The 21036-nt window shown below is 66.1% G+C and carries 19 protein-coding genes and 4 pseudogenes; 8 read left to right on the top strand and 15 right to left on the bottom strand.

The window, feature by feature from the left end:
* Positions 1-9: 9 nt before the first annotated feature.
* The gene (locus ACFQDH_RS14210; RefSeq protein ID WP_382402370.1) at positions 10-450 is read right to left on the bottom strand and encodes a response regulator transcription factor; all 441 of its coding nucleotides are present in this window, start codon (positions 448-450) and stop codon (positions 10-12) included.
* 214 nt (positions 451-664) lie between these two features.
* Here ACFQDH_RS14210 and ctaE point away from each other — a divergent pair, with 214 nt between their 5' ends.
* From ctaE to ACFQDH_RS14185, 5 genes and pseudogenes are all read left to right on the top strand, one after another.
* Positions 665-1327 carry an aa3-type cytochrome oxidase subunit III gene (gene ctaE / locus ACFQDH_RS14205; protein WP_382402368.1) on the top strand — a complete coding sequence of 221 codons (663 nt, stop codon included), beginning with the start codon at positions 665-667 and terminating at the stop codon, positions 1325-1327.
* A 55-nt stretch (positions 1328-1382) separates the two neighbouring features.
* Positions 1383-2162, top strand: coding sequence for a cytochrome bc1 complex diheme cytochrome c subunit (gene qcrC / locus ACFQDH_RS14200; protein ID WP_382402366.1), 780 nt, complete (start codon positions 1383-1385; stop codon positions 2160-2162).
* Positions 2162-3304 carry a cytochrome bc1 complex Rieske iron-sulfur subunit gene (qcrA, locus tag ACFQDH_RS14195; protein ID WP_382402364.1) on the top strand — a complete coding sequence of 381 codons (1143 nt, stop codon included), beginning with the start codon at positions 2162-2164 and terminating at the stop codon, positions 3302-3304. The genes qcrC and qcrA overlap by 1 nt, the downstream gene beginning before the upstream one ends.
* A pseudogene (gene qcrB, locus ACFQDH_RS14190) lies at positions 3304-5093 on the top strand (cytochrome bc1 complex cytochrome b subunit). Before qcrA ends, qcrB begins: the two are co-directional and overlap by 1 nt.
* A gap of 135 nt (positions 5094-5228) precedes the next feature.
* Complete coding sequence (locus ACFQDH_RS14185; RefSeq protein WP_382402362.1) at positions 5229-5588, top strand: metallopeptidase family protein; 360 nt, start codon at positions 5229-5231, stop codon at positions 5586-5588.
* 149 nt (positions 5589-5737) lie between these two features.
* On the opposite strand, the gene ACFQDH_RS14180 is transcribed toward ACFQDH_RS14185, so the two are convergent.
* The 5 genes from ACFQDH_RS14180 to ACFQDH_RS14160 all read right to left on the bottom strand — a co-directional run bounded on the left by ACFQDH_RS14180 (position 5738) and on the right by ACFQDH_RS14160 (position 10752).
* On the bottom strand, positions 5738-6139 hold the full coding sequence (locus ACFQDH_RS14180) for a cytochrome c oxidase subunit 4 (RefSeq protein ID WP_382402360.1): 402 nt from the start codon (positions 6137-6139) through the stop codon (positions 5738-5740).
* 8 nt (positions 6140-6147) lie between these two features.
* Positions 6148-7923 (bottom strand): aa3-type cytochrome oxidase subunit I, encoded by a 1776-nt coding sequence (gene ctaD, locus ACFQDH_RS14175; protein WP_382402358.1) that lies wholly within the window; start codon positions 7921-7923, stop codon positions 6148-6150.
* Complete coding sequence (ctaC, locus tag ACFQDH_RS14170) at positions 7923-8876, bottom strand: aa3-type cytochrome oxidase subunit II (protein WP_382402356.1); 954 nt, start codon at positions 8874-8876, stop codon at positions 7923-7925. Before ctaC ends, ctaD begins: the two co-directional genes overlap by 1 nt.
* Before the next feature lie 174 nt (positions 8877-9050).
* Complete coding sequence (gene aat, locus ACFQDH_RS14165) at positions 9051-9749, bottom strand: leucyl/phenylalanyl-tRNA--protein transferase (RefSeq protein ID WP_382402354.1); 699 nt, start codon at positions 9747-9749, stop codon at positions 9051-9053.
* A gap of 16 nt (positions 9750-9765) precedes the next feature.
* Positions 9766-10752, bottom strand: coding sequence for a carbohydrate kinase family protein (locus ACFQDH_RS14160; RefSeq protein ID WP_382402353.1), 987 nt, complete (start codon positions 10750-10752; stop codon positions 9766-9768).
* Positions 10753-10845: 93 nt separating this feature from the next.
* Between ACFQDH_RS14160 and ACFQDH_RS14155 the strand changes: the two genes are divergently transcribed.
* Positions 10846-12147: a M20/M25/M40 family metallo-hydrolase gene (locus ACFQDH_RS14155; protein WP_382402351.1), complete on the top strand. Its 1302-nt coding sequence runs from the start codon at positions 10846-10848 to the stop codon at positions 12145-12147.
* Between the two features lie 218 nt (positions 12148-12365).
* On the opposite strand, the pseudogene erpA reads toward ACFQDH_RS14155, so the two are convergent.
* From erpA to ACFQDH_RS14135, 4 genes and pseudogenes are all read right to left on the bottom strand, one after another.
* Positions 12366-12727: pseudogene (erpA, locus tag ACFQDH_RS14150) on the bottom strand (iron-sulfur cluster insertion protein ErpA).
* A gap of 98 nt (positions 12728-12825) precedes the next feature.
* A pseudogene (locus tag ACFQDH_RS14145) lies at positions 12826-13849 on the bottom strand (glycerate kinase).
* 38 nt (positions 13850-13887) lie between these two features.
* Positions 13888-14409 carry a M50 family metallopeptidase gene (locus ACFQDH_RS14140; RefSeq protein WP_382402349.1) on the bottom strand — a complete coding sequence of 174 codons (522 nt, stop codon included), beginning with the start codon at positions 14407-14409 and terminating at the stop codon, positions 13888-13890.
* A gap of 216 nt (positions 14410-14625) precedes the next feature.
* Entirely contained in the window at positions 14626-15585 is a 960-nt protein-coding gene (locus tag ACFQDH_RS14135; protein ID WP_382402347.1) for a nucleoside hydrolase, read from the bottom strand.
* Between the two features lie 106 nt (positions 15586-15691).
* On the opposite strand from ACFQDH_RS14135, the gene ACFQDH_RS14130 reads away from it, so the two are divergent.
* A complete protein-coding gene (locus ACFQDH_RS14130) occupies positions 15692-16765 on the top strand; it encodes a DUF2330 domain-containing protein (protein ID WP_382402345.1) in 1074 nt (357 codons plus the stop codon).
* On the opposite strand, the gene ACFQDH_RS14125 is transcribed toward ACFQDH_RS14130, so the two are convergent.
* From ACFQDH_RS14125 to ACFQDH_RS14110, 4 genes and pseudogenes are all read right to left on the bottom strand, one after another.
* A complete protein-coding gene (locus ACFQDH_RS14125) occupies positions 16750-17784 on the bottom strand; it encodes a glutathione S-transferase family protein (protein WP_382402343.1) in 1035 nt (344 codons plus the stop codon). The two genes, ACFQDH_RS14130 and ACFQDH_RS14125, sit on opposite strands and share 16 nt — an antisense overlap.
* 9 nt (positions 17785-17793) lie before the next feature.
* The gene (locus ACFQDH_RS14120; RefSeq protein ID WP_382404945.1) at positions 17794-18264 is read right to left on the bottom strand and encodes a hypothetical protein; all 471 of its coding nucleotides are present in this window, start codon (positions 18262-18264) and stop codon (positions 17794-17796) included.
* Positions 18265-18449: 185 nt separating this feature from the next.
* Positions 18450-18572 (bottom strand): annotated as a pseudogene (locus ACFQDH_RS14115) (nucleotidyltransferase domain-containing protein); the annotation flags it as partial.
* A 56-nt stretch (positions 18573-18628) separates the two neighbouring features.
* A complete protein-coding gene (locus ACFQDH_RS14110; protein WP_382402341.1) occupies positions 18629-19990 on the bottom strand; it encodes a dipeptidase in 1362 nt (453 codons plus the stop codon).
* A gap of 159 nt (positions 19991-20149) precedes the next feature.
* On the opposite strand from ACFQDH_RS14110, the gene ACFQDH_RS14105 reads away from it, so the two are divergent.
* On the top strand, positions 20150-20755 hold the full coding sequence (locus ACFQDH_RS14105) for a DUF3043 domain-containing protein (protein WP_382402339.1): 606 nt from the start codon (positions 20150-20152) through the stop codon (positions 20753-20755).
* An 8-nt stretch (positions 20756-20763) separates the two neighbouring features.
* Here ACFQDH_RS14105 and ACFQDH_RS14100 read toward each other — a convergent pair whose 3' ends face one another.
* Positions 20764-20979: a hypothetical protein gene (locus ACFQDH_RS14100; protein ID WP_382402337.1), complete on the bottom strand. Its 216-nt coding sequence runs from the start codon at positions 20977-20979 to the stop codon at positions 20764-20766.
* Positions 20980-21036: the final 57 nt, after the last annotated feature.

Genomic DNA, 21036 nt, shown 5'->3' with positions numbered 1-21036 from the left:
TGCGATCGCTCAGGACGCGGCGCCGCGACGCACCAGGTCGGCGATCGCCGACCCGATAGTCAGCGGGTCGATCGGGTGCGGGACGGCAGCGTCGCACTGCGACCACACCGCGAGCCAGCCATCGGACGGGCGACCGGTGAGCACCAGGACCGGCGGGCAGTCGAAGACTTCGTTCTTCAGCTGCCGGCACAGGCCGAGTCCGCCGAGCTTCGCGGCCTCGCCGTCCAGGACGAGCAGGTCGTACTTCTCCTTCTCGACGGCCTCCACGACCGCCGCGGGCGTCGCGCACTCGCGCCAGCTGGCGATCTCGATGTCCTTCGCCGGGCGGCGACCCACGCCGAGACGCACGGCGTCGCGCGTCGCGATGTCGTCGCTGTAGAGCAGGACGTTCAACTGGTGCACGGCACCCGTGACGCCCTCTGCCGGGACCACTGCGGAAGGGGAGCTCATAACGCTGAATGCTACTGGTCACTCCGGGCACGATCGACAGCAGCCGGGCGTTCAAGAGCAAGGGACCGGTCGTATGGCGGCACCATTCTCGAGTCGCCCCGACCGTCATACCTGCGGTTTGAGCAGAACCACTGGCACGAAAAGGAACTCGTCCGGAAGTCCGTTCAGCATGCCTCGGGGGTCGCTCGTGCGGGCCTGCCCCAATGGGGCCATAATGGCGGACGTGGCGACCGCAACGACGGCTCATACGAGCGATTCCCGGATCCCGGCAGGGCATGGACCTGTCAGCCGACCCAACCTGACGGCAGTCGGCACCATGGTGTGGCTGGCCAGCGAGTTGATGTTCTTCGCGGGGCTTTTCGCGATGTACTTCACGATTCGCTCCGTCGCCGGTCCCTTGTGGACCGAGCGCACCAGTCACCTCGAGGTCGGTTTTGCCTTCGGCAACACCTTGATCCTGGTGATCTCCTCGATCTGGTGCCAGTTCGGTGTCTTCAAGGCCGAGGCCGGCAAGGCAGAGCGCGACGGCAAGCTGTGGCAGGTCAGCTCGTGGGGCATGCGCGAGTGGTATGTCCTCGCGTTCCTGTTCGGTGCAATCTTCGTCTCCGGCCAGGTCCTGGAGTACTCCAACATGTTCGGCGAGGGCATCTCCCTGAACTCCGATGCCTACGGCTCGATGTTCTACCTGACGACCGGATTCCACGCACTGCACGTCACCGGCGGACTGATGGCGTTCCTGATGATCATCGGACGCACCTTCACCGCGAAGAAGTTCACGCATCACCAGGTCACCGGCGCGATCGTCGTGTCCTACTACTGGCACTTCGTCGACGTCGTCTGGATCGCCCTGTTCACCACGATCTACCTGCTCCAGTGACCGTCGACGCCCCTTTCCGGCCCACCCATCCCTTCAACGACGACAGGACGACTTCGTGAGTTCACTCGTTGCCCGCCGCCGGCATCCGGCAGCGATAGCGATCGTGTTGCTTCTCGGCCTCATCATCACCGGTGGTCTCTACGCCGCGTTCGCGCCCAAGAATGCCGACGCCGCAAGCAGCAGCACCCAAGCCGCGGCGGCCGGCCACAAGCTCTTCTTGTCCAACTGCGCGACCTGCCACGGCCTGGCCGCCGCCGGCGGCGACGGTGGCCCGTCGCTGATCGGCGTGGGCGCCGCCGCCGTCGATTTCCAGGTCGGCACCGGACGTATGCCGCTGGCGAGCCCCGGCATCCAGGCCGAGCGCGGCACACCGCAGTTCGATAGCAAGGAAACCTCCCAGCTCGCGGCATACGTCGCCTCGCTCGGCGAAGGCCCCGCGATCCCCGCCTCGAGCCTGACCAGTGGTGGCGGCGACATTGCCAAGGGTGGCGAGCTGTTCCGCGTCAACTGCGCCATGTGTCACAACTTCGCCGGCTCCGGTGGTGCGTTGACCCGCGGCAAGTTCGCCCCGAACCTGATGGACGTGTCCGGCAGGCACATGTACGAAGCCATGGAGACCGGTCCGCAGTCGATGCCGGTCTTCAACAACTCCAACCTGACGCCGCAGGACAAGAAGGACATCATCTCCTTCCTGTCGAACGTCAAGGCCGAGGCCAGCCCGGGCGGTTGGAGCATGGGCAACCTCGGTCCGGTGCCGGAGGGTTTGTTCGCGTGGACCATCGGCATCGGCATGTTGATCCTGATCGCTGTCTGGCTCGGTAAGAAGGCCGCCTGATGACTGACGACAACGAAAATTCGCTCTCCCCGGAGACCGCGGTGAGCCGCGACGAGTCCGGCCACACGGTCGCGACCCGTGAGGACCACGCCCACCCGGCGGTGTTCGAGAACCCCGGACTACCGGCGCACGTACACCGCCAGGGCGACCACGACGAAGCTGCGGCACGCCGCAGCGAGCAACAGGTCGCCTCGTTGTTCGGCCTGTCGATGCTCGCGACGGTCCTGTTCGTGGTCGCATACGCCGTGATCGGCAAGGACGACAACGTCACCCTCCCGATCCTCGGCAAGGTGCACGCGCTGCACGTCGCCCTCGGCGTGACGCTCGCGGTGTCGCTGCTCGGGATCGGCCTCGGCGCGGTCCACTGGGCCAAGACGCTGATGTCCGACGAGGAGGTCGTCGAAGAGCGCCATACCCTGCGCTCGGACGACGAGTCGCGAGCCGGCTTCATCGAGGTCATGTCGGATGGTGCCGAGTCCTCGCAGATCAACCGCCGTCCACTGATCAAGTACAGCCTCGGTGGCGCTCTCGGCCTGTTCGCCATACCGCTCGGCCTGCAGCTGGTCGGTGGCCTCGGGCCTTTCAAGGGCGACGTCGAGGACCTGCGTACCACGCTGTGGGACACCCAGGTTCCGGTCGTAGGAGCCAACGGCAAGCCGGAGATGAAGAACGGCAAGCCCGTCACCCGTCCTCGCCGCTTGATGCGCGACCCCGACGGGACCGCGATCCGCTTGTCGGACGTCACGCTCGGCTCGGTCTTCCACGTTCTGCCCGAGGGCATCAATGACACGGAGAACCCGAGCAACGAGAAGGTCAAGGCAGCGGTCATCCTGATCTCGCTGCAGGAAGAGCTGATCAAGAGCACCCGCGAGAAGGACTGGGGCCAGGGCGGCGTCGTGGCGTTCTCCAAGATCTGCACGCACGTCGGCTGCTCGGTCGGCCTCTATGAGCAGACGACACACCATCTGCTGTGTCCCTGCCACCAGTCGACGTTCGATGTGACCGAGGACTGCAAGGTCATCTTCGGCCCGGCGAAACGTCCTTTGCCGCAGCTGAAGATCTCTGTCGACGACAACGGGTACCTCTATGCACCGCACGGCTTCGACGAGCCGGTCGGACCGAGCTTCTGGGAGCGTGGCTGATGAGCGCCGAGAACGTGACCGCCCGCAGCACCGCTGACGCGTTGCGCGCGGACGACAAGAAGGACGCCCCCGCCGGAGGCGGTGGCCCCGTTGGCGCCGTCGCCAATTGGATGGACGAGCGTACCGGCTCCGCCAAGGGCATCAGTTACCTGATGAAGAAGGTCTTCCCGGACCACTGGTCGTTCATGCTCGGTGAGATCGCGATGTACTCGCTGGTCATCCTGCTGATCAGCGGCACCTTCCTGACCTTCTGGTTCGTGCCCAGCATGGGCGAGACGACATACACCGGCTCTTATGTCCCCCTCAAGGGCGTGCAGATGAGCCAGGCGTTCGCGTCCACCGTGAACATCTCGATGGACGTCAAGGGTGGCCTGCTGATCCGGCAGATCCATCACTGGTCGGCGCTGATCTTCGTGGTGGCGATCGCGTTGCACATGTTCCGGGTGTTCTTCACCGGTGCCTTCCGCAAGCCGCGTGAGATCAACTGGATCATCGGTCTGCTGCTGGCGATGCTGGCCATGGTCGAGGGCTTCATCGGCTACTCGCTGCCGGACGACCTGTTGTCCGGCACCGGCATCCGCGCGATGCAGGGCTTCATCCTGTCGATACCGGTGGTCGGCACCTACATCAGCTACATCCTTTTCGGCGGCGGATTCCCGGGGAGGACATCATCCCTCGGTTCTTCACCATCCACGTGCTGCTGCTGCCGGCGATTCTGGTGGGCTTGTTCACCGCGCACATCATCCTGGTGATGGTGCACAAGCACACCCAGTACCCCGGCCCCGGTCGCACCAACAAGAACGTCGTCGGCTTCCCGATGATGCCGGTCTACGCGGCCAAGGCCGGTGGCTTCTTCTTCATCGTCTTCGGCGTCACCGCGCTGATCTCGGGTCTGGTCTCGATCAACCCGATCTGGATGTACGGCCCCTACGAACCCACGATGATCACCGCCGGCTCCCAGCCGGACTGGTACATGGGCTTCGCCGACGGCGCGCTACGACTGTTGCCCGGCTTCCTGGAGTTCAACCTCTTCGGAAAGACCTGGAGCTTCAACATCATGATCGGCGCGATCCTGATGATCCCGATCCTGTGGACCATCATGGGCCTCTACCCGTTCATCGAGAAGTGGGTCACCGGCGACAATGAGGAGCACCACCTCCTCGACCGGCCGCGCAACCGGCCGACGCGCACCGGTCTCGGTATGGCGGCAATCACCTTCTACGGCATCCTGTTCGCCGCTTGCGGCAATGACATCATCGCCATCAAGTTCCATCTGTCGATCGACGACATCACCCGAAGCTTCCAGATCGGGTTGATCATCATGCCGATCATCGTCTTCTGGGTGGTCAAGCGAATGTGTTTGTCGTTGCAGCGTTATGACCGTGACCTGGTGCTGCACGGCCGCGAGAGCGGCCGCCTGGTTCGGACCAACAAGGGTCGCTTCTTCGAGGCCCACGAGGATCTCAGCGATTACGAGCGTTGGCCCCTGGTCGCTTTCGAATCCCCCGCCCCGGTGGAGTTGACGTCGGAGACCGACAGCAACGGTGTGCACCGCAAGAGCGCCCGTAAGGACCGCATGCGGGCCCGCCTGTCGCACTACTACTTCAAGGACCGGGTCGAGCCCGTCACCCCGATGGAGTTGGCGTCGGCGCACCACGACGGCCAGGCCGGCGAAGAGATCGAGTCGCACCCCGATGAGGCCGAGTTCGGCCACATGCACGGTGGCGCCGAGGAGATCGGGGCGGCACACGCCTACGGTCACCCGTCACCGCACGACAAGCAGGACTGAGCAGGAGACACCTCCCCACCGGAGGCCGCACCTCAACCCTGAGAGGCCCACTCGCACACGTTGTGCGGGTGGGCCTCTCGGCATGCTCGAAGCACCGCTCTAAGCTGTTGCTCCACCACCGAACGGAGTCGCCAGATGCCCGTCGCCATGAGCCGCGAAGAGTTTGAGGACGCGGCCGCGGATGCCATGGACACCATTCCGCAGGACCTGCTTGACCGGCTGGACAACGTGGCCATCACCGTCGAGGACGAGCCGGAGCCGGGCAGCGTCCCGGGCCTACTCGGCTTGTACGTCGGAGTGCCCCTCACCGAACGTGATTCGGGCTACGGTCTCGGAAACCTTCCCGACCGGATCTACATCTACCGCGGGCCGCTCACCCGCTACTGTCACACCCGCGACCAGCTGCTGCAACAGATCCGGGTGACGGTTCTGCACGAGATCGGCCACCACTTCGGCATCAGCGACGAGCGTCTGCACGAGCTCGGCTGGGGCTGAAGCCGGGCTGGACACACGCGAAAGCGGCCCGCCATACATCAGGTGTATGGCGGGCCGCTTCTCGTGGATCGGAGAGCGTTTCTCAGGGAAGTCGGGGTCCCCGCGAAGTATTCGGAGGAGCGCAGCGGGGGAGAAACTTCGTGGGGTGACTAGATGGAGTGCTCTCCGTTGAAGTACTCGAAGACCCAGCCGATCGCGGCCAGTGCGACGAACGGCACCGCGAGCATCACCAGCCACCAGCCCACGGCCAGGCCCAGGGCAACGATCGCCAGTGAGGCGCCCAGGAAGAGCGGCCACCAGGAGTGCGGGCTGAAGAAGCCGTAGTCACCCTCGACGTCGGCCTGCTCACCCATCGGGTCGTCGTCCGGGCGCAGGTCGATCTTGCGGCCGGTCCACCACAGGAAGCCGGCGATGAGGGCACAGAGGGCACCCGTCAGGTAGAGCCCGACCGCACCGACCGGCTCATCCCAGTACGTGAAGATGCCATAGATCGTCCCCACGACCACGCTGAACACGAACAGGAGCCCGAAGAGCTTGAATTCGACCTTCATGGCAAGCCTCACTCGCCCTTTCCGGGCTTGTCACCCATGAACGACTGGTCGCCCCGGTCTGTCGGGCTGGTCAGTTGGGCCAGCGTGTCCTCAGACGCCTTCACGGTCCAGGAGGCGGCCTCCGGGTGGTGCAGGTCGAACGCTGGTCGCTCGGAGCGGATCCGCGGGATCGAGTCGAAGTTGTGTCGCGGCGGCGGACAGGACGTCGCCCACTCCAGCGAGGCACCGTAACCCCACGGGTCGTCGACCTCGACCATCGGCGCGGTGCGCCAGGTCTTCCACACGTTGTACATGAACGGCAGCATCGAGATGCCCAGGATCAGGGCACCGACCGAGGAAATGTCGTTCATCCACTGGAAGTCGTCGGCCGGCAGGTAGTCGGCATACCGGCGCGGCATACCCTTCACGCCGAGCCAGTGCTGAATCAAGAAGGTCGTGTGGAAGCCGATGAACAGCAGCCAGAAGTGGATCTTGCCCAGTCGCTCGTCGAGCATCCGGCCGGTGAGCTTGGGCCACCAGAAATACCAGCCCGCGAACATCGCGAACACGACGGTGCCGAACACCACGTAGTGGAAGTGCGCCACCACGAAGTAGGAGTCGGTGAGGTTGAAGTCCAGTGCCGGGCTGGCCAGGATGACGCCGGTCAGACCACCGAACAGGAAGGTCACCAGGAAGCCGATCGCCCAGAGCATGGGCGTCTCGAACGTCAGGGACCCGCCATACATCGTCCCGACCCAGTTGACGAACTTCACGCCGGTGGGCACCGCGATCAGCATCGTCATGATCGCGAAGAAGGGCAGCAGCACCTGGCCGGTGGCGTACATGTGGTGCGCCCACACGCTGACCGACAGGGCCGCGATCGAGATCGTTGCGAAAACCAGGGTCTTGTAGCCGAAGACCGGCTTGCGGGAGAACACCGGGATGACTTCGGAGATGATGCCGAAGAACGGCAACGCAATGATGTAGACCTCGGGGTGTCCGAAGAACCAGAACATGTGCTCCCAGAGCATCGCACCGGCGGTCTGCGGATCGAAGACGTGCGCGCCCATGATCCGGTCGGCGCCGAGCCCGAACAACGCGGCGGCGAGCACCGGGAAGACGACCAAGACCAGGATCGAGGTGATCAGGATGCCCCAGGTGAAGATCGGCATCCGGAACATCGTCATACCGGGTGCACGCATGCACACGATGGTCGTGACGAAGTTGACCGACCCGAGGATGGTGCCGAAACCGGCGAGCGCCAGACCGAAGACCCACAGGTTGCCGCCGACGCCGGGGCTGTAGGTGGCGTTGGACAGCGGCGCGTAGGCGAACCAACCGAACGCGGCCGCACCCTGCGGGGTGATGAAGCCGGCGCTGGCGATCAGGCCGCCGAAGAGGTAGAGCCAGTAAGCGAACATGTTCAGCCGCGGGAACGCCACATCGGGCGAGCCGATCTGCAACGGCATGATCGCGTTGGCGAAGCCGGCGAACAGCGGTGTCGCGAAAAGCAACAGCATGATCGTGCCGTGCATGGTGAACAGCTGGTTGAACTGCTCCGGGTTGTCGACGATCTGCAGGCCGGGTGAGACCAGCTCCGCGCGGATCATCAGCGCGAGCACGCCGCCAACCAGGAAGAACGCGAACGAGGTGATGAAGTAGAGGTTGCCGATGACCTTGTGGTCCGTCGCGGTGATCCACTTGACGAACGTGCGGCCGGGATGGCGGGTGCGGACCCGGACGGCCGAACGCGCGTCACCCGTGTCGCCCGAGTCCCCGACGCGTGGTGTGGCGATGCTGGCCATTACTTCGCTCCTTCGGTGACGATGTCAGAGCCCGTGATCCCCTTGGGGAGGTACTGCTGCATCTTCGTCTGGTCCTTGGCCTCGATCGTCGAAGTCTCACGATTGAGCGCGTTGGACAGGAAGCCGACGTTGCCCTCGTCGCGCAACTGCTGCATCTTCTTGTTGTAATCGGCCTGGCTGACGACCTTGACGTTGAAGAGCATCTGCGAGTGGTAGGCGCCGCAGAGCTCGGCGCACTTGCCCTGGTAGGTCCCGATCTGCGTCGGCGTGACGTCGAACTTGTTGACCTTGCCCGGGATCATGTCCATCTTCTGCAGGAACTGGATGACCCAGAACGAGTGGATGACGTCCCGCGAGGTGAGCACGAACTCGACCCTCTTGTCGACCGGGAGGTAGAGCGTCGGAATGGTGCTCTCGGGGTTCGGGGCAGTCATGTCGGCCTGGACGCCGGCGTCATAGACCTTGGCGTTGACGTAGTTGAAGTCCCACGACCACTGCTTGCCGACCACGTTGACCGTGACGTCCGGCGTCCCGCTCGTGTCGAGCATCTTGTTTTCCATCTGCACGGTCTTGCCGAAGAACACCGCGACCATGAAGAGCGGCACGACCGTGAAGAGGATCTCGATCGGCACGTTGTAGGCCAGCTGCGGCGGCAGACCGACATCGGTCTTCTTCCGCCGGTAGCGGATCATGCAGTAGATGATCATCGCCCAGACGATCACGCCCACGACGAGCGCCCAGACCCAGGCCGAGACCCAGAAGTCGGTGATCTCTTTACTGAGGCTGGTGACGCCCTTGGGTAGGTAACCGCGCTTTTCCACGGGGGTGCAGCCGGTCAGCAACATTGCGCTGACGGCAATCAGACCTCCGAAGGCGATCTTGCTACGCCGCCGCCGCCCAGGAGACTGGGAACGGCGCGCGGATTCCACGAGGGGTTTGTCAGATCCGGGCACAGGCAAACTCTATCCCAGCCGTATTCGAAGTCGACGTCAGGGCAGGCCTGTGGAAGCCATCAATTCGACTGTGCCAACGCCCAACTCGACAGATTCGTGCCCGAAGCGTCACCGCAGGTCGCCGGTGAGTGGTGCGGACTCCCCGACCCGGTCGAAGATCGGCCGGTCGGACCGTCAATGGATGTCCGCCGTGTCGTCCCAGCAGGGCGGCAACGGCGCCTGTGCGGCGAGCTGCACGCGGTGCAGATAGTCCCGCCGCGAGACCTCTCGGACCCCGAGCGTCGCCAAGTGCTCGGTCTGCCACTGCACGTCGATCAGTCGCCGGTCATCGCCATCACCGAAGACCAGCTCGGTCAGCCCCCAGACGGCGACCTTCCCGGCATCAGTCGCCCGGTGGAACATCGACTCCGCGGCGAAGACACCGCCGGTGCACACGCCATACAACCCACCGGCGAGCCGACCGTCAGCGTCCCAGGCCTCGACGGAGTGCGCCCAGCCGAGCCTGTGCAGCTGCTCGTATGCCGCCCGGATGTCCGGCGTGATCCAACGACCCGGCCTGGATCGGTCAGCGCACCCGTCGACCACGGCCTCGAAGGCTGTGTTGTACGTGACCTGGAAACGGTGTCTCGCCCGGCGCAGCGAACGCGACACGTGGAAATCGCCCGGCAGCAGCACTCCGCGGCGGACCGGCGACCACCAGCCGATCGGCCGCCGACCGTCGTCGCCGATCCCCATCGGGAACATGCCGGCACGGTATGCCGCCAGCAGGGTCCCCGGCTGCAGGTCGGCTCCGACCGCGATGAGGTCCTGTGTGACGTCGTCCTGCTGTTGCTCATCGAGGTTCCACCGACTCGGGGCGGGTTCGACGGGCACGGCGGGACTCAGTGACTCAGCCGCGCGGGCAGCTCAGCAGCGGTTGGACGGTGGCTGCGGCCTTCTCGCCATACGACTCGCCCAGGCGGGCGAGGAAGTCGTCCTTGCGCAGGATGTACTCCTGGGTTCCGACGGTCTCCAGGACATAAGTGGCCAGCATCGAGCCGACCTCGGCACAGGTGCGCAGGTCCAGCTCCCAGGTCAGCCCGGCCAGGAAGCCGGCGCGGAAGGCGTCGCCGACTCCGGTCGGGTCCAGGCGCCGCACTTCGCGGGCGACGGGGACCTCGATCGGCTCCTCCCCGCGCCGCAGAATGACCGCGCCGTCCTTGCCCTTGGTGATGACCCGAGTGCCGACCTGCTCCAGGACCTCGTCGGCCGACCAACCGGTCTTCTGCTCGGTCATGTGGGCTTCGTATTCGTTGGTGAACAGGTAGTCCGCACCGCTGATCAGGTCGCGGATGAACGGGCCGTCGGCGAAGGCGAGCTGCTGGCTCGGGTCGGCGATGAACGGTATGCCGCGCTGGCGGCACTCGTCGGTATGGCGACGCATGCCCTCGGGGTCGGACGGGCCCACCATCACCAGGTCCAGTCCGCCGACCCGGCGGGCGATCGGCTCGAGCTCGATCTCGCGGGCCTCGCTCATCGCGCCGGCGTAGAAGGTCGCGATCTGCGCCATGTCGTCGTCGGTGGTGCACACGAACCGCGCGGTGTGCTTGGTCTCGGAGACGTAGACCGACTTGCAGTCGACGCCGTGCCGCTCCAGCCAGGACCGGTAATCGGCGAAGTCCTCACCGACCGCGTCGGCCAGGATCGGGTGCAGGCCGAGGTTCGCCATACCGAAACAGATGTTGGCTGCCACTCCCCCGCGCCGGATCTGCAGATCGTCGGCGAGGAACGACACCGAGAGCTTGTCCAGCTGTTCGACGACGAGCGAGTCGGCGAAGCGACCCTTGAACGTCATCAGGTGATCGGTGGCGATGGATCCGGTCACGGCAATCTTCATGGGGAACAACCTATGACAGCGGTGATGGGCGTCGGTCACCCACCAACGGACGAGTCCCGCCGGTTGCCCGCCGAACTGCCTAGACTCCCGCCCATGATCGATGCAGTCGCGGCGTTGCAGGCCGCTGTCCGGCGCCGCACCGTTGCCGGGATGGCCAAGGACGACACTGAATTCGACGGGCTGCACGCGGACCTGCGAGCCCATTTCCCGCTGCTGTTCGCGACGTGTGAGCAGGTCGAGCTGCGCGATCATGCCTTACTGCTGCGGTGGAAGGGCGCCCAGGACGACCGCCCCGTCGTGCTGATGGCTCACCAGGACGTCGTGCCGGTCAATCCGCGTGATGACTGGACGCATCCGGCATACGACGCACAAGTCGTGGATGGCGTCATCTGGGGCCGCGGCACGCTCGACTGCAAGGGGTCGCTCGTCGCGATCTGCGCCGCTGTCGAGGAACTCCTGGCCGACGGCGTCGAGCCGGCCCAGGACGTGTGGTTGTCGTTCGGCGCGGACGAGGAGGTCCACGGCACAACCGCGGCCGCGGCCATCGCGGCACTGCAGGAACGTGCGGTGGAGCCGTGGCTGATCCTCGACGAAGGAGGTATGGCGGTCAGCGGCGCGTTCCCCGGCGTCTCGAAGCCGCTCGCGGTGATCGGCCTGACGGAGAAGGGCGTTGTCGAGCTGGAGCTCGTCGCGAGGGCCGAGGGCGGGCATGCCTCGATGCCGCCGAGGAACAGCGCGCCGGCGAAGCTCGCCCGGGCGATCCTGGCGCTGGACAAGCATCCGGCGCCCGCGCAACTGCCCGAGCCGACCCTGCAGATGTTGCAGCGGGTCGCCCCGCACGTCCGCGGTCCGCTCGGCAGCCTCATCGGCCGCGCCGACACGTTGCGCCGACCGCTGGCGAAGGTCTTCGCCCGCATGGGGCCGACGACCGCGGCGATGACCCGGACGACATACGCCATCACCGAGCTCAGCGGTGCGCCGGCCAACAACGTGCTCGCGACCACCGCGACGGCCGGCGTCAACATGCGGGTCGCGGTCACCGAGACCGCCGAGGACGCAGTGGAGCGGGTGCGCACCATGGTCGGCGACGACGTCGAGGTGGTCGTTCGGACGGCATACGACCCGAGTCCGGTCGCCGACCTCGGAGACGCCTTCGCGTTGCTCGAGAAGATCACGCGCGAGGTGATGCCGGACGTCGTTCCGGTCCCGTATGTCGTGATGGCCGCCACGGACGCCCGGCATTTCCAGCAGGTCTGGCACAACTGCTACCGCTTCAACCCGTTCCGGATGGACGAGGCGCAGCGGCAGAGCTTGCACAACGTCGACGAGCACCTCGGTGTGGACTCGTTCCTCGAGGGCATCCGCTGGTATCGCGCTCTGCTGCAAGGACTGTGACGGGGCCTGCGCCGAGTGACGCAATTGGTCGCGGTTGACGCAGTTGCAGTTGCGTCAACCACCACTAGTTGCGTCAGTCGGTGGCTGCAGCCCAAATCGAGGGCGACCGATCGACAAGCGGACGGCCGCGGAGACGACGACCAGCACAGGAAGAGGCCCCCAGCGAACTCGTTCGCTGGGGGCCTCTTCCTGTGCTGCGAGGAGTCGCAGCAAAAGGTTCAGCTGAAGCTGTCACCGCAGGCGCAGGAGCTGCCGGCGTTGGGGTTGTCGATGGTGAAGCCCTGCTTCTCGATGGTGTCCGCGAAGTCGATCGTGGCGCCATCCAGGTAGGGGCGCTCATGCGGTCGACGACGACCTCGACACCGTCGAAGTCGCGGACCAGGTCACCGTCGAGCGTGCGCTCGTCGAAGTAGAGCTGGTACTGGAGGCCGGAACAACCACCGGGCTGCACACCGACGCGCAATCGAAGATCGTCGCGCCCTTCTTGTTCGAGCAGGCTCTTCACCTTGGACGCGGCGACGTCTGTGACGGCGACGTTGTGGGTCTCGGTGGTCGAGGAAGCATTGGTGTCGACGCTCATTGCATCAAGTCCTTCTCGTTGCGGTCGAACGGGTGGCGATCAGCTGCTGCAACACAGTGCTGGCCGTTCTTGTTCCCCTCCAGGGTACGACGTCCCGGTCAGGTCGCTGACCAGGTGCCCGCCACTCGGCGTGCCAGCGCCTCGAGTGCCACGCACTTGTCGGGATCGATGCGGCGTCGCACGTTGTGCGGGTCGATCAATGGGTATGCCGCGGACGCGCCCAGCGACATCGTCTCGCGACGTCCGACATCGACCCGCTCGGCCAGCACGATCGAAGGCGTGGCGTTGGCGGCCGCGGCCCGCACGGAGGTCGCCACGACGTCGTAGTCGAGGCTGCGCCAGTCGAAGACCGGTGTCGCGGCGACAACGAGGTCGGCTCCGAGGATCTGTTGTCCCAAGCCGACCACCTCGGCGAAGAATTCGGCGCCGGGCAGCAGCCGGGCGCCGAGAGCCGCCAACGCGAAGCCGACCCCCACCCGCGCCACTTCCGGGGTCGCGTTCCAGCCGGTGCACCTTCCCGGTCAACAGGTCCTTGTGTGGAGGCAGTGCCCGGCGCACCTGGTCGGCGAATTCTCCGATCCGGCGCTCGTTGTCCTGTGCCTGTTTCTTGGTCCAGCCGAGAGTGTCGACCGCCGTCGCGGATGCGCCTTGCAGGCCGAGTAGCGCGATGTCCTCGCCGTATGCCGCCACGAGCTGCACAGACCGGGTCACATCGCGTGCTCGGGGCAGCGCGACAGCGAGGTCCTCACTCTGTCCGAGGGCTCGCAGCAAGCCCGCTCCGCCGTCGACTCCGGCGGCGTCGCCGACGCCGACGATGATCCGTTGCGCACCGTCGCCGATCGCCCCCGCAAGAGCTGAGCCGAGTGGTGCCGAGTCACCACCGCGGGTGAGTGTGGCCCCGTCCAGGTAGGCAGCGCCGTTGTGCCATAGCGACCAATCCGTCTGCGGTGACTGCGAATCCGCTTCAAGTGCGTGTGACAGTGCGTCCACGAAGCCCACACCGCCGGACGAGAACGGCACGGTGGTGAGGTCGGCCTGCGGTTGTCGCCCGCGCCAGCCCTGCGCGATGGCCGAGGTGATGGCTGAGGCGGGGACATCTCCCCAGTGGTCACTACAAATCACAACTCGCACGGCACCATTGTGACTGCGCCGCCACGCGCTCAACCAAGCAGTAGTCGCGCTCCCCCGGCGAGGCAACCGAGCGAGGCCAGGAACATCAACGCCCACCAGGCCGCGCCCGGCACTCGCGTCAGGCGCGCGAGCTGGTCGGGGTCGGAGTTGCGCGCAACACCGGCCCGCCGGCCGCGCTGCAGGTCGACCAATGACCACGGCCCGGCGAGCAGCAGGAACCAGCCGATCACCTGAGCCACTCCCGTCTGCACCACCGGGTCGAGCCACCCGGTGACTGCCACAAGCAGCACACCGCTGATCAGCACGACCCACAGGCCATAGAGATTGCGGATCTGCAGCAGGAGCATCACGAGTGCGATGAGCAGCAGCCACAGCGCCCCGATCGCGTGTCCGACGTGGACACCGAGGACCAGCAGCAGTCCGAGCACGGACGGTCCGACATACCCGGCGAGCAGGGTGAGGATCATTCCGACACCGGTCGGCCGACCACGGGAGACGGTGAGGCCCGAACTGTCCGAGTGCAGTCGTATGCCGGACAGGCGACGGCCCACCAGCAGCGCGGTGACCCCGTGCGCTCCCTCGTGGACGACGGTGACGAGGTGTCACCCGCCATACGGGAGCCCAGGCGATGCACGCCACGGCGACCACCGCCAGCAGCACCGTGACGCGTAGGTCCGGTGCGGGCGTGGTCGCAGTCGCGCGGTCCCACCAATCACCCACACCGGCCGCAACGCCCGGACGTTCTCATCCGTTCCGGTGTCCGGGTCTCAGGTGCGGCGGACCGTCTCCAACCAGAGGTCGGCGTAGCGACGTCCGTCGATCTCGAGCGCCACGTCGATGACGGCGTCCGCCCGGCCGTGCGGGTCATGAGCGAGGTCGCCGCTCCAGTCACGTACGTCGACGATCGTTCGTCCCCTGGACCAGGTGCCGGCGAGCTCGACACGGACCGGGAGTGCACTGGTCTGGATCCCGCCTGGGTCGATGACCGCGCAGACCGCTCCGGCATCGCCGATCGTCGCCTGCTCGGATCCGAAGCGTTCACACTGGAATTCGATGAGTTCACCGGCGAGCCGCGCCATGTCATCCGTCGAGGCCGCCAGCTGCTGAGCCTCGGCGCGAGTGACCGTCGGGTCGTAGAAGACGTCCAGGCCGTACATCGTCACGGGTATGCCGTGCTCGGCCGCCGCCTCGAGCACGATTGCCGTCGCCTCCGGGTCGTGGAAGACGTTGAACTCCGCCGACGCCGTCGCGTTGCCGCGCTGGGCCGCCCCACCCATGAAGACGATCCGACCCACCGATCGCAGTGCCTCCGGATAGGTGCGTGCCAACAACGCAAGGTTGGTCATGGGCGCGGTCGGCACCACAGTGATCGGCTCGGTTGCGTCGCCGAGAACGTCTCGTAGCAACTCGACTGCGTGCCGCGGGTCCGGCTCACGATCCGTGTGCACCCAGCCCAGGTCACCCATCCCGTCGTCACCGTGCACGTGCCGCGCGTGCACGGCCCGCTCGATGAGCGGACGCTCGGCACCTCGAGCGACCGGCACATCGTCTCGACCGGCGATCTCTAGCACTGCCAGCGTGTTTCGAGTCACTTGCGCGACGTCGGTGTTGCCACCGACGCAGGTGACAGCCCGCAAATCGACCGCGGGGTGAAGCGCTGCAAGGAGCAGGGCGCAGGCATCATCGACACCTGTGTCGACGTCCATGACCACCGGGATCCGTTGCATGACCTGACCGTATCGCCGTCACAATTCGGAAACGTCCACGATGCGCCGGAACCGAGGCCCGTCCGCCGGCATCGGAGCCGCGATGTCCCGAACGAGAGGAACGACGATGGTGACGGCTTGGTGGCTACGCCGTAGCGCGCAACTCCTGACTGCCGTCGTCATGGCGACGATCGGGCTGGTCGTGGTGACACCACCGGCGATGGCCTGCGCATGCGGTGGGATGGTCCAGCCTCCGGGCAACTCGACCACGGTCACCGGAGAGACAGCACTGGTCACTCAGGGCGCGGGACGCGAAACCATCGTGATGTCGTTGTCCGCAAAGTCCGACGCCGCACGCGCCGGACTGCTCGTGCCCACCCCGGCACCGGCCACCCCCGCCCTGGCAGATCGCGACATCTTCACCGACCTCGCCGACCAGACCGCCCCGCGGAGCAAGGAGCGTCACCACTTCTTCGGCCCACCACTGTTCTTCGGCGACCACGGATCGTCGGGCAGCGACAACGAAGCCAGATCCTCGCCAGCAGGTGTCCAGGTGCTCGGCGAAGTCGACCTCGGACCATTGAAGGCGGTCAGCATCAAAGCGAACAACGCCGCTGACCTGCACAGCTGGCTGGACAGCCGCGGTTTCGTCATGTCGCCGCAGTTCGAGGCACTCGTGACGCCGTACCTCGACAAGGGTTGGGCGTTCACCGCCATGACGCTCACCGCGGAGGGCAAGTCACTGACCGGCACGCTGCCGCCGGTCAGCCTCGAATTCGCCAGCGACACACTCGTCTATCCGATGCGAATGTCGAGCGGTGCCAAGGAAACTCAGCACGTCAGGACCTACGTGCTAGCCGACCATCGGGTCGAGCGCACCGATCCGACAGCGACCCAGGGACAGCTGCACACGGCGTATGCCGACCGCGTCCGGACCTCGCTGGTCACCTCACCGGACCTGAAACGACTCAGCGCAGGCAAGGCGTGGTTGACCGAGTTCACCCAGACCTTCGATCACCCGGGTGAACAGGTGCGCAGTGACTTCACGTTCGCACGCGCACCCCACGACACGCCGGTGGTCCACTACGCCTACCGCGACGAATACTTCATTCCCGTCGACGTCGCGGTGCTGTTGGTCGTGTCGGCCGCCGCGATCGCAGGCGCGATCGTGCTGATCCGCCGCCGTCAGCGCCGCAGCTGACCGTCGGGACCGAGCGCCGGATTGGCCGCTTCCGGTACCCGTTCGGCCGGTGCGATCTCACCCGGAGGCGTGCCCTCACCGAATGGGGAACCGCCGAGCGACTCGCGATCGTGCGGGTCCGACCAATTCGTCAGATCCGGTCCGAGCGGCACGATGCCGGTCGGGTTCACGTCGCGATGCACCTCGTAGTAGTGCTGCTTGATCTGCTCGAAGTCGACGGTGTCGCCGAAACCCGGTGTTTGGAACAGATCTCGGGCATACGCCCAGAGCACCGGGAACTCGTCCAGCTTCTGCCGGTTGCACTTGAAGTGGCCGTGGTAGACGGGATCGAACCGCACCAGTGTCGTGAAGAGTCGGACGTCGGCGCAGGTGAGGTGCTCCCCCATCAGGTAGCGCTGCCCCGCGAGTCGTTCCTCCAGCCAGTCGAGGGCGGTGAAGAGTCGGTCGTATGCCGCGTCATACGTCTCCTGAGTGCCGGCGAAGCCACACCGGTAGACGCCGTTGTTGACCTCGGTGTAGATGCGTTTCATCACCGGAGCCATCTCGTCACGCAGTGCGACCGGCCACAGGTCAGGCGCGCCCTCGCGCTGGAAGTCGGTCCACTCGGTCGCGAAATCCATTGTCATCTGGGCGAAGTCGTTGGTGACGACACCGCCGGTCGGCACGTCAACGATCGCCGGGACGGTAATCCCCCGCGGGTAACCGGGGAACCGTTTGTCGTAGGCGTCCTTCAGCCGCGGAATGCGCAGCACCGGGTCCAGGCCGCCGTCGTCGAGGTCGAAGGTCCAACTGTCCGAGTCGTGTGTCGGACCGCAGAGCCCGAGCGAGATCGCATCCTCCAGGCCAAGCAATCGGCGCACCATGATGGCCCGGCTCGCCCACGGGCACGCACGTGCCGCGACCAGCCGATAGCGGCCCGGCTCGACCGGCCACCCGTCCGCTCCATCCTGGGTGATGCGGTCGTTGATGTAGTTGGTGTCGCGCTCGAAGGTCGGTTCGACGTAGCTGCCCTGTGCCATGTCTCGACGCTACCGCCAGTCGAGACCGCGGGCTTCCCAGCGGGCCAGACCGGCTCGCACGGCCGCTTCGGGCCAGCTTCCTCCCGCCGACTCGAGCACCGCACGACCCTCGGTCCGAATCGCCTGCTGGAGTTGCCGCATCGCGTCGATCACCGACTCCTCGTCGGCCGCCGGCACCTGCAGTGATGCCAGTCGATCCTGTTGAGCTGCAGTCAGTTTCGCCGACCACTGCTTCACGCCCATCGGCGGCAACGGCGCATTCAACTCGACGTACAGCTGGTAGAGGAACCGGCGGTAGTTGTGCACGGCCTCCTGACCCAGCAGCCAGTCCTCTCGAGCCACCACCGCATCCGGGAAGATCGCCAGCTGGCGAGCGAATTCGAGCGCGATCGCCTCCATGCGCGCGGCATTTGGTCCGTCCGGTGCGTCGTCGGCGGCGGGCACCGCGACGCGGTCGCGACGCCGGTCGAAGACCGGCACCCGGTGCCGGTATGGCGTCTCGGCGATGTCGAAGTCGCCTCGAGGACGACGTCGACTCGCAGTCCGTCCGAGGTCGTCAACACGAAACTTCCTGGTAGTCCGGGCATTTCGTAGCTGATAACTGGCTCGAGAAACGCCCAGGTCGAGGCCGCGGCGCCGACGAGGGCATCCCTCGACTCGTCGGCAGCGGTGACGATCAGATCGAGATCGCTGCCCGCGTCAGCCACGCCGCGACCCAGCGATCCGCTGAGCCACAGTGCCTCGACCCGCAGGTCGGCGCCGAGTTCGTCGACGATGCGGTCAAGCACCTCGGCATACCCCGGTGGCAGTGGTGCGAGGCTGTCTCGATACGCCTCGCCATTCGTCACCGCGCGTCCGCGAGTCGTTGCAACAGAAGCGCTTCGGCCAGGCAGACCCGCTCGAACTCGCCCAGGTGCAGGCTCTCGTTCGCGCCGTGGGCGCGCGTGTCCGGGTCCTCCACACCGGTGACCAGGATCGCCGCGTCCGGGAACTTCTCGGCGAACGCCGCGACGAACGGGATCGACCCGCCGACACCGATGTCCACCGGTTCGGTGCCGTCCCAGGCGTCCCGGAACGACGCGCGCGCGGCGGTGTAGATCGGGCCGTCGGCATTCGCGTCGAAGCCGGCGCCCTCGTCGTCGAGAGTCACTTCGACCTGCGCACCCCAGGGCGCGTTGTCGGTCAGGTGCTTGCGCAACAGGTCGTATGCCGCCCGCGGGTCCTCCGACGGCGCGATACGCATCGACACCTTCGCGCGGGCGCTCGGCACGAGCGTGTTGGATGCGACATCCACCGCCGGTGCGTCGATGCCGATGGTGGTGATCGACGGCCGGGTCCACAGCTGGGACAGGAACGGGCCGGTGCCTATCACCTGCACGCCGTCCAGCAGGCCACTTTCCTCGCGCAGTCGGGTCTCGTCGAAGTCCAGGTCCGCAGCATCACCGCTCACCAGACCGGCAACCGCGACGTCGCCCTTCTCGTCGTGCAACGAAGCGAGCAGCCGGACCAGCGCGGTCAGCGCGTCCGGGACGGGTCCCCCATACATGCCGGAGTGCACGCTGTGATCGAGAGTGCGCACCGAGACGATCACCCGGATCATGCCGCGCAGCGAGGTGGTCAGCGCGGGGACCCCGATCTTCCAGTTGGAGGAGTCGGCCAGCACGATCGCGTCCGCTGCCAGCTTGTCGCCGTGGCGTTCCAAAATCGTTGCCAGTGAATCGGATCCGACTTCTTCCTCACCTTCGACGAACACGTTGACGCCACACGGCGGATGGCCATTGTGTGCGCGGAGCGCGGCGATGTGCGCCATGACCCCAGCTTTGTCATCCGCCGCACCGCGGCCGTAGAGCCGCCCGTCACGCTCGGTCGGCTCGAAAGGCGGGGTGTCCCAGTCCTTGTCCTCGCCGGGCGGTTGCACGTCGTGGTGGGCGTAGAGCGTGATCGTGGGCGCACCCTCGGGTGCGGCCAGCCGGGCGATCACCGCGGGGCGGCCACCCTCTCGCACGATCTCGACCTCGAGTCCTTCGTCACGCAGCAACTGCGCAACGGCATCCGCGCTGTGATCGACGTGCGACTGGTCGAAGGAATCGAGCGACACGCTGGGGATCCGCGTCAGTGCTTCGAGGTCGGCGCGTATGGCGGGCATCAGCCCCCGCACGGTCGCGGCGAGGTCGGGCTGGTTCGGCGAAGTGGAGTTCTCGGTCACGCCGTCACGCTAGCGAATGCGTGCGAGTTGCTTCACAGTCGCTCCGCGCCTGATCAGCAACCTTGCACACATTTGTATCTGCCCTATGTCTGATTGACCTGCGCTAGCGGCTCATGTGGTGGTCATCACGTCCGGCTTCGGGCACGTACACTTGTGCGTGTGTTCGGCCGCAACAAGACCCTGACAGAATCCGAAGCTTCCGCTGAGGCGTTGACCCCTGAGTCCGCCGCGGAGGTGTCGGCCACCGGGCTAACCCCGAAAAAGGGTCGGCCGACGCCCACCCGCAAAGAGCGCGAGGCCGCGCGGCGCAAGCCGCTGGTGCCGGTGGATCGCAAGGCCGCCAAGCGTGAGTCACGCGATGACGCTCGGAAGGCACGGGTCGAACAGCGCGAGGCCTTCGCACGCGGCGACGAGAAGGCACTGCCGGCGCGTGACAAGGGACCGGTCAAGGGCTTCATCCGCGACTATGTCGACTCGCGCCGCAACTTCGGCGAGATCCTGCTGCCGCTGATGCTGATCGTGCTGGTGCTGACGGTCCTGCCCAACCGCACACTGCAGATGTCGGCGTTCTTCCTGGTCTGGGTGGTTGTCGTTCTCGGCATCATCGATGCCACGCTCATGGTGCGCCGGGTCAAGGCCCAGATCCGCGAGCGCTTCCACACCGAGCCGCCGCGCGGCACTGCGTCATACGCGGTGATGCGCGCGTTCCAGCTGCGCGCCGGACGTCGTCCCGGGCCCCGGGTCAAGCGCGGCGACAAGATCTGATCGCTGCTTCAACTTCCGTCGGAGAGCATCATCGGGCCGTAGACGGCCCCATCGTCGTGATGCAAGGTCACAGCCGCAACGCCCGCTGTGAAGAGTGACCGCCACTGCTCACCGAGCCAGCTCTCGGCGTCGCTCTGCGTCGGGAAGCGGGTGGTCACCAACTGCACACCGCTCATCGCCGAACCGCGTGCGTCCTCATAGGTCCAGTGCCAGCCATCAGTCATGGCCGAAACCCTAGCCATCCGTGCGGACATCGTGTCGAGACAGGCAAAAGCCCGCTG

This window comes from Flexivirga alba (genome assembly GCF_042661025.1).
Lineage (GTDB): Bacteria > Actinomycetota > Actinomycetes > Actinomycetales > Dermatophilaceae > Flexivirga > Flexivirga alba.
Note: the sequence above shows the minus strand (reverse complement) of the source record. Positions and strands in the feature narration are given on the sequence as shown.